This window comes from Pseudarthrobacter sp. NamE5 (assembly GCF_005796225.1).
Taxonomy (GTDB): domain Bacteria; phylum Actinomycetota; class Actinomycetes; order Actinomycetales; family Micrococcaceae; genus Arthrobacter.
The window spans coordinates 343,018-358,921 of sequence record NZ_VAHO01000001.1 but is presented as its reverse complement, the minus strand read 5'-3'; the positions used below and the strand labels follow the sequence as shown (position 1 = coordinate 358,921).

General features: G+C 60.0%; 12 protein-coding genes. 5 read left to right on the top strand and 7 right to left on the bottom strand.

Annotation, left to right across the window (positions count from 1 at the left end):
* Positions 1-6: 6 nt before the first annotated feature.
* The gene (locus FDW84_RS02840; RefSeq protein ID WP_240721342.1) at positions 7-654 is read left to right on the top strand and encodes a bifunctional 4-hydroxy-2-oxoglutarate aldolase/2-dehydro-3-deoxy-phosphogluconate aldolase; all 648 of its coding nucleotides are present in this window, start codon (positions 7-9) and stop codon (positions 652-654) included.
* Positions 654-2,765 (top strand): FAD-binding protein, encoded by a 2,112-nt coding sequence (locus FDW84_RS02835; protein WP_240721341.1) that lies wholly within the window; start codon positions 654-656, stop codon positions 2,763-2,765. The genes FDW84_RS02840 and FDW84_RS02835 overlap by 1 nt, the downstream gene beginning before the upstream one ends.
* Positions 2,766-3,106: 341 nt before the next feature.
* Here the strand turns inward: FDW84_RS02835 and FDW84_RS02830 are convergent, their stop codons facing one another.
* The 5 genes from FDW84_RS02830 to FDW84_RS02810 form a co-directional block, all read right to left on the bottom strand.
* Positions 3,107-3,319, bottom strand: coding sequence for a hypothetical protein (locus tag FDW84_RS02830; RefSeq protein WP_138606336.1), 213 nt, complete (start codon positions 3,317-3,319; stop codon positions 3,107-3,109).
* A gap of 291 nt (positions 3,320-3,610) precedes the next feature.
* A complete protein-coding gene (locus FDW84_RS02825) occupies positions 3,611-5,035 on the bottom strand; it encodes an aspartate ammonia-lyase (RefSeq protein ID WP_138606334.1) in 1,425 nt (474 codons plus the stop codon).
* 25 nt (positions 5,036-5,060) lie between these two features.
* On the bottom strand, positions 5,061-6,233 hold the full coding sequence (locus FDW84_RS02820; RefSeq protein ID WP_240721340.1) for a M20 family metallopeptidase: 1,173 nt from the start codon (positions 6,231-6,233) through the stop codon (positions 5,061-5,063).
* Positions 6,223-6,894 carry a DUF1028 domain-containing protein gene (locus FDW84_RS02815; protein ID WP_138606332.1) on the bottom strand — a complete coding sequence of 224 codons (672 nt, stop codon included), beginning with the start codon at positions 6,892-6,894 and terminating at the stop codon, positions 6,223-6,225. The genes FDW84_RS02820 and FDW84_RS02815 overlap by 11 nt, the downstream gene beginning before the upstream one ends.
* Positions 6,891-7,313: a RidA family protein gene (locus FDW84_RS02810; protein WP_138606330.1), complete on the bottom strand. Its 423-nt coding sequence runs from the start codon at positions 7,311-7,313 to the stop codon at positions 6,891-6,893. The genes FDW84_RS02815 and FDW84_RS02810 overlap by 4 nt, the downstream gene beginning before the upstream one ends.
* Positions 7,314-7,438: 125 nt before the next feature.
* On the opposite strand from FDW84_RS02810, the gene FDW84_RS02805 reads away from it, so the two are divergent.
* The 3 genes from FDW84_RS02805 (at position 7,439) to FDW84_RS02795 (ending at position 12,743) form a co-directional block, all read left to right on the top strand.
* On the top strand, positions 7,439-8,353 hold the full coding sequence (locus tag FDW84_RS02805; protein WP_138606328.1) for a LysR substrate-binding domain-containing protein: 915 nt from the start codon (positions 7,439-7,441) through the stop codon (positions 8,351-8,353).
* Positions 8,354-9,001: 648 nt separating this feature from the next.
* A complete protein-coding gene (locus tag FDW84_RS02800) occupies positions 9,002-10,366 on the top strand; it encodes an MFS transporter (protein ID WP_240721339.1) in 1,365 nt (454 codons plus the stop codon).
* Between the two features lie 73 nt (positions 10,367-10,439).
* Positions 10,440-12,743, top strand: a complete 2,304-nt coding sequence (locus FDW84_RS02795; protein WP_138606326.1) for an FdhF/YdeP family oxidoreductase — start codon at positions 10,440-10,442, stop codon at positions 12,741-12,743.
* A gap of 393 nt (positions 12,744-13,136) precedes the next feature.
* On the opposite strand, the gene FDW84_RS02790 is transcribed toward FDW84_RS02795, so the two are convergent.
* Positions 13,137-13,568, bottom strand: a complete 432-nt coding sequence (locus tag FDW84_RS02790) for a sugar phosphate isomerase/epimerase family protein (protein ID WP_240721338.1) — start codon at positions 13,566-13,568, stop codon at positions 13,137-13,139.
* An 800-nt stretch (positions 13,569-14,368) separates the two neighbouring features.
* On the bottom strand, positions 14,369-15,700 hold the full coding sequence (locus tag FDW84_RS02785; protein ID WP_138606324.1) for a flavin-containing monooxygenase: 1,332 nt from the start codon (positions 15,698-15,700) through the stop codon (positions 14,369-14,371).
* Positions 15,701-15,904 lie beyond the last annotated feature (204 nt).

Sequence of the window (15,904 nt, the reverse complement as noted above, 5' to 3'; positions counted from 1 at the left end):
ACCACCTTGACACACGACCTACCCCTCGACTGGTTCCGCGAAGACTTCTTCCGGATCCCGGTCATCGCCGTCCTTCGCGGACTCACCCCTGACGAAGCCGTCAAACGAGCGACCCGGGCGTGGGACGCGGGAGTAGAACACGTCGAGGTCACCATCGAAACGCCCCAGGCAGTAAGTTCACTCGCCGCCGTCGCCAGCGCCGCAGCCGAACGCGGCGTAGCCGTCGGTGGCGGCACCGTCATCAGCAGCGAACAACTCGACGCGGCCACGGCCGCCAACGCCTCATTTACGGTCTCGCCAGGCCTGGACGAAAACATCATTGCCGAAAGCATCAAGCGCAACCTGCCCCACCTTCCCGGAGTTGCCACCGCCAGCGAAATCCTCCGGGCCAAGGCGCTCGGCCTGACATGGCTCAAGGCCTTCCCCGCATCTGTGCTTGGTCCGGACTGGGCCAAAGCCATGAAAGGCCCCTTCCCCGACGTCCACTTCGTGGCAACGGGAGGCATGCAGGTCACGACCGCGCCCGGCTACTTGGCATCGGGAATCAGCGTCGTAGGACTGAGCTCTGACTTCGCCTCAGACGAAGGCACCCTTGCCGTTCAACAATTCCTGACCACCACAGGAACGACAGCTGACAAGCAGGTGCTGCAGTAGTGACAACCTCAACGCCCCCACCAATGACCTTCGGCAACGAGCAGGTGCCGGTAGTGGCCGTATCTACCGTCGTCGTGGGAACGGGGTCGGCCGGCTACTGCGCAGCAGACCGGCTGTGGGAACTAGGCCACGACGACATCGTGATGGTGGCCGACAAAGTTCGGGCAGGTGCCTCCCGTAACGCTGGCTCGGACAAGCAGACCTACTACAAACTCACACTCTCAGGAAGTGAACCAGACTCTGTCCGAGAGATGGCCGAAACGCTCTTTTCCGGTGGGGCAATGGACGGCGATAACGCCCTGGCAGAGGCAGCACTCAGCGCCAGGGGCTTCATCCGGCTCTGCGATCTGGGCGTGCCATTCCCGCAGAACCGCTACGGGGAATTCGTCGGCTACAAAACAGACCACGATCCCCGGCAGCGGGCGACGTCCGTCGGCCCCTACACCAGCCGGACTATGGTGGAACAGCTTGAAAAAAAGGTTCGCCGGAACGGTACCCAGGTCCTTGACGAGTGCCGCGTCGTCGACATCGTCGTGCACCCTGATGGTCACGGAGGAAGCCGGGTAGCCGGGCTCCTGGTCCTGCGCACCAACATCTCCAGCGGCTCCAGCGAAAGCCCGTTCCTCTTCTTTAGGTGCCAAAACATCGTCTACGCAACAGGCGGACCGGCAGGCATCTACGCGAAGAGAGTCTTTCCCAACGGCCAATGGGGAGCATCCGGGGCGGCCCTCCGTGCAGGAGTAATAGGCAAGAACCTGACCGAATGGCAATTCGGGCTGGGCTCTATCAAGCCGCGATGGAATGTCTCGGGTACCTACATGCAGGCCATTCCTCGCTTTGTCTCAACAGATGCCGAGGGGAATGACGAACGCGAATTCCTCACAGAAGCGATTGAGGACTACGGAAGACTGATATCGCTGGTCTTCCTCAAGGGCTACCAGTGGCCCTTTGACGCGAGGAAAGCAGCTGACGGATCATCACTGATAGATCTCCTCGTCTACCAGGAAACCGCGCTGCGGGGCCGCCGTGTATTCCTCGACTTCAGGAGCAACCCCGTCCGCACGTCCTTCGACCACGCAGAACTGCAACCCGAAGCCCATGAATACCTCAACCGGGCCGGCGCGCTCTTCGGAACGCCCATCGAACGCCTGCGTCACATGAATGAACCGGCGTATCGCTTCTACCTCGACAGAAACCCCTACATCGATCTCGAAAAGCAAATGCTCGAAGTTGACGTCTGTGCCCAGCACAACAATGGGGGACTTACGGTCGATGCCTGGTGGCAGTCCAACGTACGCGGGTTTTTTCCAGTAGGTGAAGCGGCAGGTTCCCACGGCGTCTATCGCCCTGGAGGTGCCGCACTCAACAGTGGGCAGGTAGGTGCAACCAGAGCCGCTCAATTCATAGCTGCCAGCGATGCCACCCCTGCTCACAGCGAGAAAGAATTCATCGAAGCGGGAACTCCGATACTCCGTGCGGCCCTTGACCTCCTGGCCAGCGCGACTAATCGCGCAGAACAGGGCACCCCTGATAACACAGGAGAGATGCTCTCACGAGTCCAAGAACTCATGAGCGAAAAAGCCGGGCCAGTACGTTCTAGACACTCGATTCTCGAAGCTCTACAACAAGTCTCCCTATGGGCGGATGAATATTCGGAAGTTGTATCAGCGGACCGAGAGTCAAGGCGCTCCATCAACCGAACTTTCCTCGTCAGGGACATTCTCACGACCGCACACGTCTACCTGTCCGCCATGGCCGACTACATTGCCCACGACGGCAAATCACGGGGGTCAGTTATCTATTCCGACCCCTCAGGCTCGCTCCCGCGCAGGGGATACGGTTCTGAACCAGGCAAAGAACTCGCATTGCCGGACATCTTCAAATTCAGCCTCGATAACGGTGCCCTCGATGACGAAGTGCAAGAAACGACCCTAACGAGTCCTCTGCCCCTCCAAGCACTCGAGACCTCGGGCACAACCACTGATCGTGGCGCGAAGCCATTACCCAGCAAAGTTGAGTTCAACTGGCGGCGCCGGCGGCCAATCCCGCAGGACGACGAATTCTTCGAGAACGTATGGAGAGACTTCAGAGCCAACGGCAACATCTACTAAGAGCGGAATTCGCTCCTTACAGTTGAAGTCGGCGCTGCCCTGGAGGGCACCACGCTTTACCTCCCGAGCAACGCCGAATTTCTTGACTGCAATAGACCCAAGCCTCCGGGTCTGGACGACGGTGCAGTAGCGGCGAATGTTCACCGCTCGCCAGTGACCGCAGGCCGAGGCGCCGTGTGTCAGCTTGAGGTGTGCCTTAAGGGGACATCTCCGCCTTAAACGGCACGATGAGTTGAAACCGAATGCGCACGCTCACCACTAAGAGTCAGGGGAGTAGCTGCAACGCTGCGGCATCAAGGTTTCGATTAGCTCCTACATGCCAGCTGCGGGTCCTGGTGTGGTTACCGCTGGTACAGCTCTATTGGGTCCTCAGCCAAGTGAAGCGTTCGTTGTCCGGTCGCTTCGCTTAGTAACCAGACTATTTCTCCGGACTCTGCAACGGTGTCGACGGACGCGTAAGACAAACTTGTGTCTTGCACCAGTTCGACGCGGTCGCCGGGGGAGAGCCTGGTCCAGTCCCTGATGTACTCGCCCTGGGGCAGGAGCATGTTCATCTGGTCATCCTCATAGTGTGGGAGTCGAGGTTTTGTGGTGGCCTTTGCTATCCGATTCCTTCTCAAGGCACTGGTTGAGGTTGACATCGGCTCTCCTGTAAGGGATTTAGGGGATATTTGCGAGTGGACAGTGTTTCGACGAGAAGGGAAAGGGGAGGCGGGCAACCTCCCCTGTCCCTTCGCCTGCTGTCGTGAAATGGCAGCAGCTCTTTCCGTCCGGATGCTTACTAGTTGCACGCCGGTGCATCAGTCCACTTCCGGGTTCACAACGCGGATTTTCAAACTCGGCGGTCATTTGAGCCCGGCGAGGACAGCCGGCGAAAGTGCTTCTGCGAGTTCTTGTTCGTTCAATAGGCCGCGGGATAAGACGAGTTCGGCAATGCTGCGGTTGTAGATGAGGGCTTCCTTGGCCAGCTCGGCAGCGGTCGTGTAACCAAGCAGGGGAGACAGGCCCGTGACCACGCTGATGGATTCCGCCATACGCTGTGCGAGAAGGGGCGTGTTCGCGGCGATGCCCTTCACGCAATGTGTACGCAGCTGTCTACATGCGGCGGTGAGCCAGGCAAGTGACTCAAGCAGCGCATCCGCCATGACCGGTTCAAAAGCGTTGAGCTGCAGTTGCCCTGCCTCTACGGCCATGGTCACCGTTGCGTCCGCGCCGACTATGCGGAACGCCACCTGATTCACCATCTCCGGGATGACCGGGTTCACCTTTCCCGGCATAATTGAGGACCCGGCCTGAACAGCAGGTAGCGATATTTCACCGAACCCTGACTGCGGGCCGGAGGACAGCAGTCGAAGGTCGTTGCAGACTTTAGAGAGCTTTACCGCTGCCCGCTTCATGACTCCTGAAACGAGGAGGAAAACACCCGTGTCTCCGGTTGCTTCTACGAGATTCGTGGCAGAGACCACTTCCAACCCGGTCACGTCAGCAAGTTCGGCAATGACAGCCTCGCGGTACCCCGGGGGAGCCGTGATGCCAGTGCCGATAGCCGTCGCGCCGAGATTCGACTCGCGAAGATGGGTCAGCATCTCCTGGAGCCTGTACCTGTCCTCCCGCAGTGTGTCAGCGAAAGCACCGAATTCCTGGCCGAGGGTCATCGGCACAGCATCCTGAAGTTGCGTGCGGCCGACCTTTACGATGCCTGCAAATTCTTCTGCTTTGTCATCGAACGCATCACTGAGCTTCGAATGCTCGGAGCAGAGCTCTATGAGATCCCGCTGCAGCGCCAGCTTAACTGCGGTGGGGTACACATCGTTTGTGCTTTGGCTGCGGTTTACGTGATCGATAGGGTGGAGCTGAGTGTAATCACCTTTGCTGAAACCGAGGATTTCCAGCGCGCGGTTGGCAATAACTTCGTTGGCGTTCATGTTGGTGCTGGTGCCCGCACCGCCCTGAATCCTGTCAACGAGAAAGTCGGGGTCGAACCGTCCCTCCATCACTTCGAGGGAGGCCTTCTGGATAGCTTCGGATTTGTCCGGAGGAAGAAGGCCCAGCGTCTCGTTGGCCCGGGCGGCAGCATACTTGATCGAGCCTAGAGCCCACACCAGCGACCGAAAGCTGCCGATAGTGCGGCCGCTTACCGGGAAGTTGTCGATGGCGCGCATAGTGCTGATGCCCCAATAGGCGTCCCCGGGAACCTCCTTTTCCCCTAAACTGTCGCGTTCTGACCGGGGTAGGACGCTGGGGGCAGGAAGGGTCGGTTCGTACGTCATTTGTGTTGTCCTTGGTGTAAGGCTGCTAGTGAGGCGGTCCGAAATAGTCGAGCGCGGTCATTGCCAACGCCGCCGCACCATCCTGGATTGCGAGGTTGGCCGCGTCGCCCACGCAGAATGCTGCAAACTCTGGTTGGTGATTCGCCGCGGGAAAGCACCCCAGCCCGATGTAGGGGTGGATGGCTGGGACGATCTGTGAGACGTTTCCCATGTCAGTGGATGCACGATTCATGGTGGCTTGTTCAGCAGGTGCATCGAACTTTCGTCCCAATGCCATCGCGTGGCGCTTGTAGAGTTCAAGTGCGCGCGTTTCGGTTCGGAACTCGGAATATGGCTCGGATTCCGGAGTTATGGACACTTCGCAGCCTGAGGCAAGGGCGCCGGCTTCGAAGCACTGGTAGACACGCTGTTCAAGGGGTTCGAGGGCGGCCAGCGTTTCTGCTCGGATGTACCAGCGGCCTTCGGTTTTTTCGGGGATTGCATTCGGTGCTTCCCCTCCCCGGGTTTGAATGCCGTGAACGCGGGTTCCCGCCGGCAGCTGCTGGCGGAGCAGACCGAGTGCCACCTGAGCGACGACGAAAGCGTCGTTGGCATTGACTCCCTGTTCTGGGTAGGCAGCTGCGTGGGCGGACTTGCCTTTGTACTCGATATGGCTGTGGGCTACAGCGTACGGCCGGGCTTCGGCGGAATCGACGGGGCTCGGGTGTACCATCATAGCCAAACCCAAACCTGCGAAGGCTCCCCGCTTAAGCAATTCGATTTTGCCTCCGCCGCCTTCCTCTGCAGGTGTCCCGTAGAGCTCTACCGTAAGGTCCCATTCCTTAGCGAATTCCTTGAGCGCCAAGGCAGCACCACACGAGATCGCAGTAATGATGTTGTGCCCGCAGGCGTGGCCGAGCCCTGGAAGCGCGTCGTACTCGGCCATGAGGCCAATGCGCCGCTTTCCGCTGCCGTAAATGGCCCTGATCGCCGTGGGAAAGCCAAGGTACCCGCGTTCAACGGTAAAACCGCTGGCTTCCAGGTACCCTGCGGTCAGGGCCGCGGCCTGATGCTCCTGCCAGCCGAGCTCGGGGTTTGCGTGCAGCTGTTCAGACAACCGCACCAAGGCCGGCCGATTGTAGGCAACCGAAGCGAGCACCCGCGTCCGTTCTTCGGTAAGCTCCACGAACGTTCCGGCAGTCATCGGTTCAGCGGTCATCGCCTGGGACCCCATATCCAACGGAGGCCGCGGGATCAAGGCCACGGACGACGTAGTCTTCACGCTGAGGAAGCCACACCTGCAGCAGCCTCTTCAGCTCCGCGATGGGATCTTCATGCCAGTCAACGCGCAAGTCGGTATCCCGCCAGCCGTGGCCGGAAACGACTGAGATTCCGGCCGAGCGGATAGGCCCCTCCTCCCCGCCGGCATCCAGTGCCGCCTGCAATGCTGCCAAAAGCCTAGTTTCCAGCTCACCCGTCGATGCCTCAAAGGCATCGCAAAGCGCTTGGGGTACCTGTGCGTTGGCAAGCATGTTTCCGGCAGCAACGCTATTAGGACCTCGCCCGTCAGCGTAGTTACCAAGAGTATGTGCACCGCTGAATACCGCCGAGCGACCGTGGGCGTCCAGGACCACCAGCTGACGGTAATCCACGGACGGAGCCTCAAGCACGACGCTGTCGAGAGCTTCCTGCGCGGACGCACCGGTCTGGAGCCGGTCCAGCAGGGCGGTGCCCAGCCTGGGATCAGTGATGTTCTGCGAGCTGACGGCGCCGACGCCGTCCCGCAAATGGGCGCACCTCGCTGCTACAGCCGGCGAGGACGAGCTAACCGCGATACCGAACCGGCCGTGCTGGTCGGTGGCGGCGATGCTGAAAGTCACCGCTGCGCTCCAGAGGAAAGCACAGCGGTCGCGTCAATTTCAACAAGCCATTCCGGACGCGCCAAGGCTTGGACGACGATTCCTGTGGAGACAGGGAAAACGCCCTTCAGCCATCGACCCATCGTCCGGTAAACAATCTCGCGGTACCGGGGGTCGATGATGTAGACCGTCACCTTTACGATGTCTTCAAGGCTGCTGCCGGCTTCCTTCAGAAGCATGTCGATGTTGGCCATCGCCTTTTCGGTCTGAGCCTCGACGTCACCGATGCCGACTGATTCGCGGGTCTCCAGATCCTGTCCAATTTGTCCCCGGAGGTACACGACCCCATTTGCGATGACTGCCTGGCAGAGGTCGTTGTCCAGATCCTGCTCCGGGTAGGTTTCCTTGGTGTTGAAGGTACGAAGGCGCTGGTGCTTCACTTTGCGTTTCCTAACTCGTCTTTGAACGGGCTTTTTTCTAGCTTCCCGCCCGCAGAATCATCTGTCCAACAGTCATTTTTGGTCTTTCGGATCGCTTTTTTCGATGCACAAGTAGGATGTGGTGCATGGATGTAACGCTTACTCAGCTGAGGTACTTCAAGGAAGCGGCCGCGCAGCTCTCAATGACCGCCGCAGCAGGCCGCCTCAACGTGGCGCAGTCCGCCGTGTCAGCGGCAATAGCGCAGCTGGAGCGTACGGTCGGCGCCCAGTTTTTCATCCGCCAACGCTCTAAAGGCCTGGTCCTGACGTCGGCCGGCGAGCTTTTCCTCCGGGATGCCCAATCGATTCTGGCGCACGTCGAGGAGAGCCTTGACCATGCCCGCGGTGAGCAGAAGAGCGTTACCGGACGCATCCGGATGGCGTGCTTCAGCACCTTGGCGCCGTTTTTGCTGCCCGGTCTGCTGACGCGCTTGAGCGAAGAGCATCCTGGACTGGAGCTGGAAGTTATGGAGGCAGATACCGCCGGATGCGCAACTGCACTGCTGACGGGTCAAGTGGAACTGGCCCTGTGTTATGACATGGGCCTGCCGGAGGGTATCGCTACCACCGTCGTTGACAGATCCAGGCCGTACCTTGCGCTCCCTCCTCAGCACGAGCTCGCCGACCGTGAAAGCGTGGCTTTCGCCCAGCTCCGGGACGAACCGTTTGTACTCCTGGATTTGCCTTACACCCGCGATCTCATGCTTTCCTTGGTGCGGAAGGGGGGCCACGACCCGCAGGTTAGATTTCGTTCGGCAAGTTATGAAACGGTGCGAACATTTGTCGCGCACGGTCACGGCTATTCAATCCTCCATCAACGCCCCCACCACGCCATGACTTATGACGGCGGGCAGATCGCGATGGTGGAAATCAAGGACGATGTTCCCCAACTGCGAACTGTCCTCGCGCATCTCGAGGCCCAACGCCCGACTGCCAGGTTGCGCGCGGTGGGACAGGCCGTGAGGCAGCAAATCGTCGCGGCTCACGCCAGCTGCGACTAAAGCTAAAGCTGCAGAAAGACGGCGGCGTCGGCACGATGCCAGTGGCGAGGGAGGGAGCCGTCGTTTGGTGCTGGCGGCCAGCGTCGGACCTGCTCCGGCGGGCCAGCCGAGTGGGCGTTGCGGACAGGGTTTTTTGCTGCCGCCGTCATTCCCGTTCATGAACTAGATAGCCGCACTGGCGACTCGCCCCCTTCTACGCAGGAGTAGACGGCAGTAGATGAAGCACCAAAATAACGGAACCGGACCCTACCTCCCCTTGCGCCGGCCCTCCGCGGGGGCTTTCAGCCGGCCCCGTGTTTTCGGCTAGCGAGCACGGGCGACCCCGGTAGCACCTCAATCCACACGTTCTTGAAGGTCTTAACACTTTGGCTTTGACGGCGCAGCCCCAGTCTTCCTCTGAAGGAATAGCCGAAGAATCCGGGGATGTCTTGTGCCTCGCAGCTGAAAACCTTCCACAGCGACGCATCTGATTTTTAGATGCAATGCACGCGATAAAAGAATTGGACAGATGCGGGCCGGAAGCGTGGAATGAATACTGCTTCATCAGAAGTGATGAGGGAACACCACCGATTTGAGGCGCGGCCAGACGAAGACGTCAGCCGCTGCTTCCACTTGGCACCAGTTTTAGGACTTCCCCAGGAGAAAACCGTGACCATCAATCATCCGGAGACACCGGTCAGCCAGAAAGGCCTGCGCAAAAGCGTCATGGCAGGCTCTATCGGTGTTTTTGTCCACTGGTTCGAGTGGGCGGTCTACGCCTACTTGGCTTCAACTATCGCCGTTATCTTCTTTCCGCAGCAAGATTCAACAGCCGCCCTGCTGTCCGTTTTTGCTGTATTCGCAATTTCATTCGGTGTTCGACCTCTTGGCGCGGTGATTTTTGGCACGCTTGGTGACCGCATCGGGCGAAAGAAGACGCTGTCCATTGTCATCCTCTCCATGTCGGGCGCGACGTTGGTCGTGGGCCTCCTTCCCACTTACGACGCCATCGGTATCTGGGCCCCGGTACTCCTCGTCGCCGCACGCGTGGTACAGGGGCTGGCGGCGGGTGGCGAATTCGGCAGCGCGGCAGCATTCCTCGCAGAATACTCACCCCGCAAGCACCGCGGCTTTGGAGTCAGCTGGCTCGAATTTGGCAGTCTTCTTGGCTTCCTCGCAGCGTCCCTCGTTGTCCTCGTGCTGACCACCCTCGTGGACGCTCGAGCCATTGAAAATGGTGCCTGGCGCATCCCGTTCCTGCTTGCCGTACCGATGGGGCTCATCGGTTTCTACATCCGTACAAAGATCGAGGACACTCCGGAATTCCGGTCGCTTGAACAGCTGGAAAACGTGCCCCAGAGTCCGGTGAAGGAAGTCTTCCGGCTACACCGCAAGCAGTTGCTGCAGATGAGCGGGCTGGAGATCATGATGCACGTGACGTTCTACGTCGTACTCGTTTACCTGCTCACGTATCAGGAAAAGGTCTTGGGCTTCGACGCCGGCACCGCCGCCTTGCTGTCCACGGTCGCCTCAATCGCAGGCTTGATCCTCGTGCCTATTTGCGGGGCTGTCTCCGATCGCATCGGACGGCGTCCGCTGCTGATCGTGGCGGCGATCTCCCTGATTGTCCTGTCGGTTCCCCTCTTCCTGGTCATGGGCTCCGGAACACCCTGGGCCGGAACTGTCGGAACGCTCGGGCTCGGCATCATCCTTGCTCTCATTCTTGGGGTCCACGCGGCTGCAGCTGCAGAACTCTTCCCCACCCGCACCCGGCAGACCGGGCTTTCCGTGGCGTACAGCGTCACGGCCGCAATATTCGCCGGCACCGTCCCCTACGTGCTGACCTGGCTTATCGCCCAAACGGGCAATGACCTGGTGCCCGCCTTCTACCTTATCCTCGTTGGAGTCATCGGCCTCGCGGCCGTGCTGAGCATGAAGGAAACCAAGGGCATCGAATTGCTTACCGGCGAGGACGTTGCCCCGGCCAAAGCTATGGTCTCCGGCGGCAGCGGCAAACAGAGCCTGCAACAGTAGACCTTTCCAGCAGGGGCCGGATCCGGCGCCCTGCTGCAAGGTGAAGAACCGAACAAACGAGCCAGGAGAGAGCGTGGACTTCCTCATCCAAGGCGCCCCCGTCGAAGACATCGATGAAAACAGCCTTGAAATACATCCCCCGAAAAAGGCAGCAGCTGGCGTCAAAGCCGTGACAGTGGCCTTGGAGCGCGGGATCGCGCAAGCAGGCGTGACGCGTACAGCCCGTTCTCTCCTTAGGTTGAACCAACGTGGCGGTTTCGACTGTCCCGGCTGCGCCTGGCCCGAATCCGATGGCAAACGCAAAGCAGCTGAGTTCTGTGAGAACGGCGCCAAAGCAGTAGCGGAAGAAAATACCCTTCGCGTTGCCGGGCCGGAGTTCTGGGCAGCGCACTCGATCGCCGAGCTCTCGGAAAAGACAGAGTACTGGCTGGGAAACCAGGGCAGGATCAGTGAGCCCATGATTATCCGGGAAGGCCAGACTCACTACTCGCCTATTCCTTGGGCGGAAGCTTTCGACCTAATCGGCGAACACATGCGGTCCACCGCTGCCGACAAGTGTGTCTTTTACACCTCCGGCAGGACGGCCAACGAAACAGCATTCATGTACCAACTTTTCGCGCGGTCGCTGGGAACGAACAACCTTCCTGATTGTTCAAACATGTGCCACGAGTCGTCAGGGTCGGCCCTCAACCCCACCATCGGTGTTGGCAAAGGCACGGTCTCCCTTGAGGACCTGCACAATTCAGAACTGATTTTTGTGGTGGGACAGAACCCAGGCACCAACCATCCCCGCATGCTCTCTGCCCTGCGGGAATGCAAGCTCAACGGCGGCAATATCGTAGCCATCAATCCACTTCCTGAAGCTGGTCTGTTCAATTTCAAGGACCCTCAGACCGTCTCCGGAGTAGTAGGTTCCGGCTCCCCGCTCACCGACGAATACCTGCAAATAAAAGTCGGGGGCGACCTTGCCCTTTTCCAAGCTCTCGGTCACCTACTCCTCGCAGAAGAGGAGCGGAAGCCAGGAACCGTCGTCGACGAAGAATTCGTCACCAAGAACACTGATGGCTTCGATGCCTACCAGCAGGCCAGACAGACCCTGGACTGGAACGAAACGACCAGGGCAACGGGCCTTAGCCGGGAACAAATAACTACTGTTGCCGAGATGCTCATCCGGTCCAAGGCAACCATCTTCTGCTGGGCACTGGGGATCACCCAGCAACCCCACTCCGTGAATACCATCAAGGAGATCGTCAACCTCCTTCTCATGCAAGGCAACTTCGGTAAACCCGGGGCCGGAGCCTGCCCCGTACGAGGCCACTCCAACGTTCAAGGGGACAGGACGATGGGCATCTGGGAGAAGCCAAAGGAATCCTTCCTTCAAGCCATTGACGAAGAATTCGGTATCAAATCCCCCCGCCATCACGGCTACGACGCCGTAGAGGCAATGGAAGCGTTCATTGACGACGAAGTGGACGTCTTCGTTTCCATGGGCGGCAACTTTTCACTCGCCTGCTCCGACACGGGCCAACTGGAAGTTGCGATGAAACGCATAGGCCTTACCGTACACATCTCCACCAAACCAAACCGCTCACATATAGTTCATGGCCGCACATCCCTCATACTGCCAACACTTGGGCGCACTGACCTGGACGACAAGCATCCCGGAGGGTCACAGTTCCTCTCCGTTGAAGACTCCATGTCCTGCGTACACTCGACCAAAGGCAGACTGAAGCCCGTCTCTGAGCACCTGTTAGCCGAACCGGTTATCGTGGCCCGCATGGCAGAAGCAGCCCTGGGTGCCGCCCACCCAGTGAATTGGAAGGCGATGGCTGAGGACTACGACGTCATCCGCGACCACATCGAGCGGGTCATCCCGGGATTCGATGATTTTAATAGCCGGATCCGAACCAAGAACGGTTTCGTGCTGCCGAACCAGGCCAGGGACAACCGCTCCTTCGATACGCCTCTGGGACGCGGACAATTTTCGGTGAGCCCCATCGAATACCTGACTGCCCCCGCCGGACACCTGGTCCTCCAAACGGTGCGCAGCCACGACCAATACAACACCACGTCCTACGGGGTAGATGACCGCTACCGCGGAATCTCCAATGGTCGACGGGTTATCCTCATTGACGAAGAAGACCTCCGCGAACTCGGCTTTCAAAATCTGGAACTGGTCGACGTGATCAGTGTCTTCCGCGGCCAGGAACGCCGCGCAGAAAACTTCACGCTCGTCGCCTACCCAACCACCAAGGGATGTGCCGCTGCCTACATGCCGGAAGCAAATGTGCTCGTCCACAAGGAAAACGTCTCCAGGGAATCCAACACACCAGGGTATAAAGCCATGTTCGTCAGGTTTACCCGCGCACAGGACTGATACCTGCCCTTGTGACGTGGGCTTAGCCGCTGGGAGCGCAGCAACCATCCCCGCCCCCAGCGGCATAGAGACCCGTCTAAAATCCCTAAGCGGCACCACTACCGCAGGGGACAGTCGGGCCGGCGACCCGCTTTGCCGGGAAGATGCGCCCCCAACGGCCCGACAAGCAGCTGCTGCAGCCGCCAGGAGCAATGACGTGGTTATTCGGTGCGGACGAACCACCGCCCCTTCAAAGCACGCGACGAACGTGAACAGGTGTACTCACGGCAAAGAAGGCTTTTCCGCGCATTCGGCCAGGCTCTGACGGTGAACCGTGAGAGCGCAAGCAGAAGCCATCTCAGGCTTCGTGAACTGTCATGGTCTCTGCCACGCCCGTTAGCACGAGGAGCCGGGTTAGGACCGGGCAATCAGTTTAAGCGATACCGCCCACGACGTCCGCTCAGTTGTGTTTGAATGCGGCGTCGAGGCCGATGCGGGAGGCGGGGGAGTCATATTTTTTCGAGGGCGGCGAGGGCTACCGGGGGCACCGTGGGGACGGTCCATCTCGGCGTCTTCCCATTCGATGCTGATAGGGCCTTCATAGCCGATCGCGGCCAGGGCGCGGAAGAACGCTTCCCAGGGGACGTCGCCGCGCTGCGGAAACGAAGTCCCAGCCGCGCCGGGGGGGTGCCCAGACCAGGTGGGAGTTAGTACGGTATTGCGGCCGGTCTGGCGGATCTTGGTGTCCTTGCAGTCCACGTAGATCCGGTCCTTGAAGTCCCAGATAAAGGAGACGGGGTCGATGCCCTGCCACATCATGTGGGAGGGGTCCCAGTTTAGGCCCAACGCTTCGCGGTGGCCGATCGCTTCGAGGGTGCGGACGGTGGTCCGTAGTCGTAGGTGATTTCGGCGGGTGCACCTCGTAGGCGAACCGGACCCCGCGTTCGTCGAAGACGTCCAGGTTCGGGTTACAGCGGCCGGCGAAGTCCTGGCAGCCGACCACCAGCTTCACACCTTCCTCAGCGCCCTCAAGCACCAACCCCCCTGGCCTGTGCTGACGAAGGTCTTCAGGTCCAGCATATGGTCCGCAGAGCGAGGAACAACCAGATGCGCCCGTTCATCCGCTTCACCGGGTGAACCGACCCCCTGTGTAGGTTAACCAGCCAGGGCAGGTGACACAGCTGCAACTGCAGAACCCAGGAGGCGGCACACCGGCCAAACCGGCTTCGTCTGACAGGTTGTCGCAGGAGACTGCGATTTCCAGGCCTTGAGGGTTAGCCGAAGCCGAGGCGTGAGTCTTCCGTAAAAGGGCCGACTTGGAGACGCCTGTCACCGTTGATCTTGGATCTATAGTCTGGGCACGTTAAGTGCCGTGGTTTTCCCCTGTTCGCAGCCGGAACCTCCTCGTCGCGTAAGGAGGTTCCGGCTGTCCAAGGAGCGGGCCGAAGGGCTTGTCTTGGAATCTGTGGCGTCCGTTGTTCACGTTTTACTGGCTGGTGCTACTCCAAGATCTGGTGCTTCGCTCAGTTCAAGTCCCGCCTGGTTAGCCAGGCCAAGGGCGCCACATTTATCCCGGATCATAACGAGTCCGATCTCATGTAGCGCCCCTGCTTCCCTGGCACTGGTGAGCGAAACGCTTATCGGCGTCAGACGCTCTGAGGCACTGCGATTTCCTGTTCCAACACACCGGCGGGGGATTGGGGCGTTACGGCGTGCTGGAGTGGCTTATCGGCCACATGGGCCGCGTAGCCGCGCTGGATCATGATCTGGTCTGCGATGTAGCCGGCATCGTGCCATACACCCCAGATGAAGCTTGATCCCCGGCGTGACTGCCAGGGCAGGCCCAGGAAGTAGATTCCAGGCTCGGCTGCCACACCGCGCTGGTGTTTTGGCTTCCCCGCTTCGTCCACGGCATTCTCAACCTGCAGCCAGCTGTATTCGACGGCAAAACCCGTCGCCCACACAATCGATGTAACACCGGCCGCGGCGAGGTCGAGCTCGAGAAGGGGGTTGGCCACGCATTCAGGGTCTTCCCCGAGGATCCGGGCTTCGGGCTCCTCAGGAAAGTCGAGGCCGTTGCGTGCGATGTAAAGATCGGCTTCGTCCAGAACGGACAGGTAGTTGGCGTCCCCGGCGGCGATATTGCGGGCGAGGTCCGGCGCGAAGTGCATGGTTCCGCTGTCGAAGGAATTCGTTCGCCCGACGAGCGTGATGCCCCCTGCGGCAAGAGCGCGGAAGTCGACGGTGTGGCCGCCGTTGGCCCCGCTGACGGCGATGGTGACGTGCTCTGCTCCCTTGGGTGGGGCTGCCATTTCCCACTTGCCGAGGACTCCAAGCCACCAGCAGAAGTCTTTTCCACGGTACTGCCGCGGCGGACGGTCATGGGGTCCCACTGAAAGGAAGACCTGGCGCCCCGACCTCTGCAGTTCTTCAGCAATTTGCACGCCGGAGGAACCGGCGCCGACGACCAGGACGGCACCGTCGGGCAACTGCTGCGGGTTGCGGTAGGAACTGGAGTGCATCTGCAGCAGTCCCGGGGTGTCGGGGACGACGGCGGGGATGACCGGTCGCTGGAAGGGGCCGGTAGCGGCGACGACGTAACGGGCCTCGACGGCTCCGTCAGACGTTTCTACGCGGAAGCCGGTTTCGCCGGCCTTGCGGCGTACCGAGGTGACCTCTACCCCTGTGCGGATGGGTGCGTTGAACTTTTTCGCGTACGCTTCAAAGTAGTCTGCAACCCTTTCCTTGGGGGCAAATGCGTTGGGGTCGACGTCGTCGAACTCCAGACCCGGAAAACGGTCGTGCCAGGCGGGGCCGTTGGCCACCAGGGAGTCCCAGCGTCCGGTGCGCCAGCGTTCGGCGATGCGGTCACGCTCCAGGACGAGGTGCGGAATTCCGCGCTCCGTCAGGTGCTGGCTCATGGCGACCCCGGCCTGGCCTGCGCCGACGACTAGAACTTCAGTCTCATGGCTGGACATACCAACCTCCAATACTTTAGGTAGTCTTATGCGATGCGACGATGCACTATCAAAGTGCTCTGTTGGAACCTCTTATCGGAGGTTGCTTCGTCCATCTCGATGTCTTCACGAAACCGTATTTTCGGCGGCCATTCAAACATCCGTTCTCGCACAACCGCATCGGTTTTCCTTATGATGCACTCTTCGATGCATCATAAAATGGAA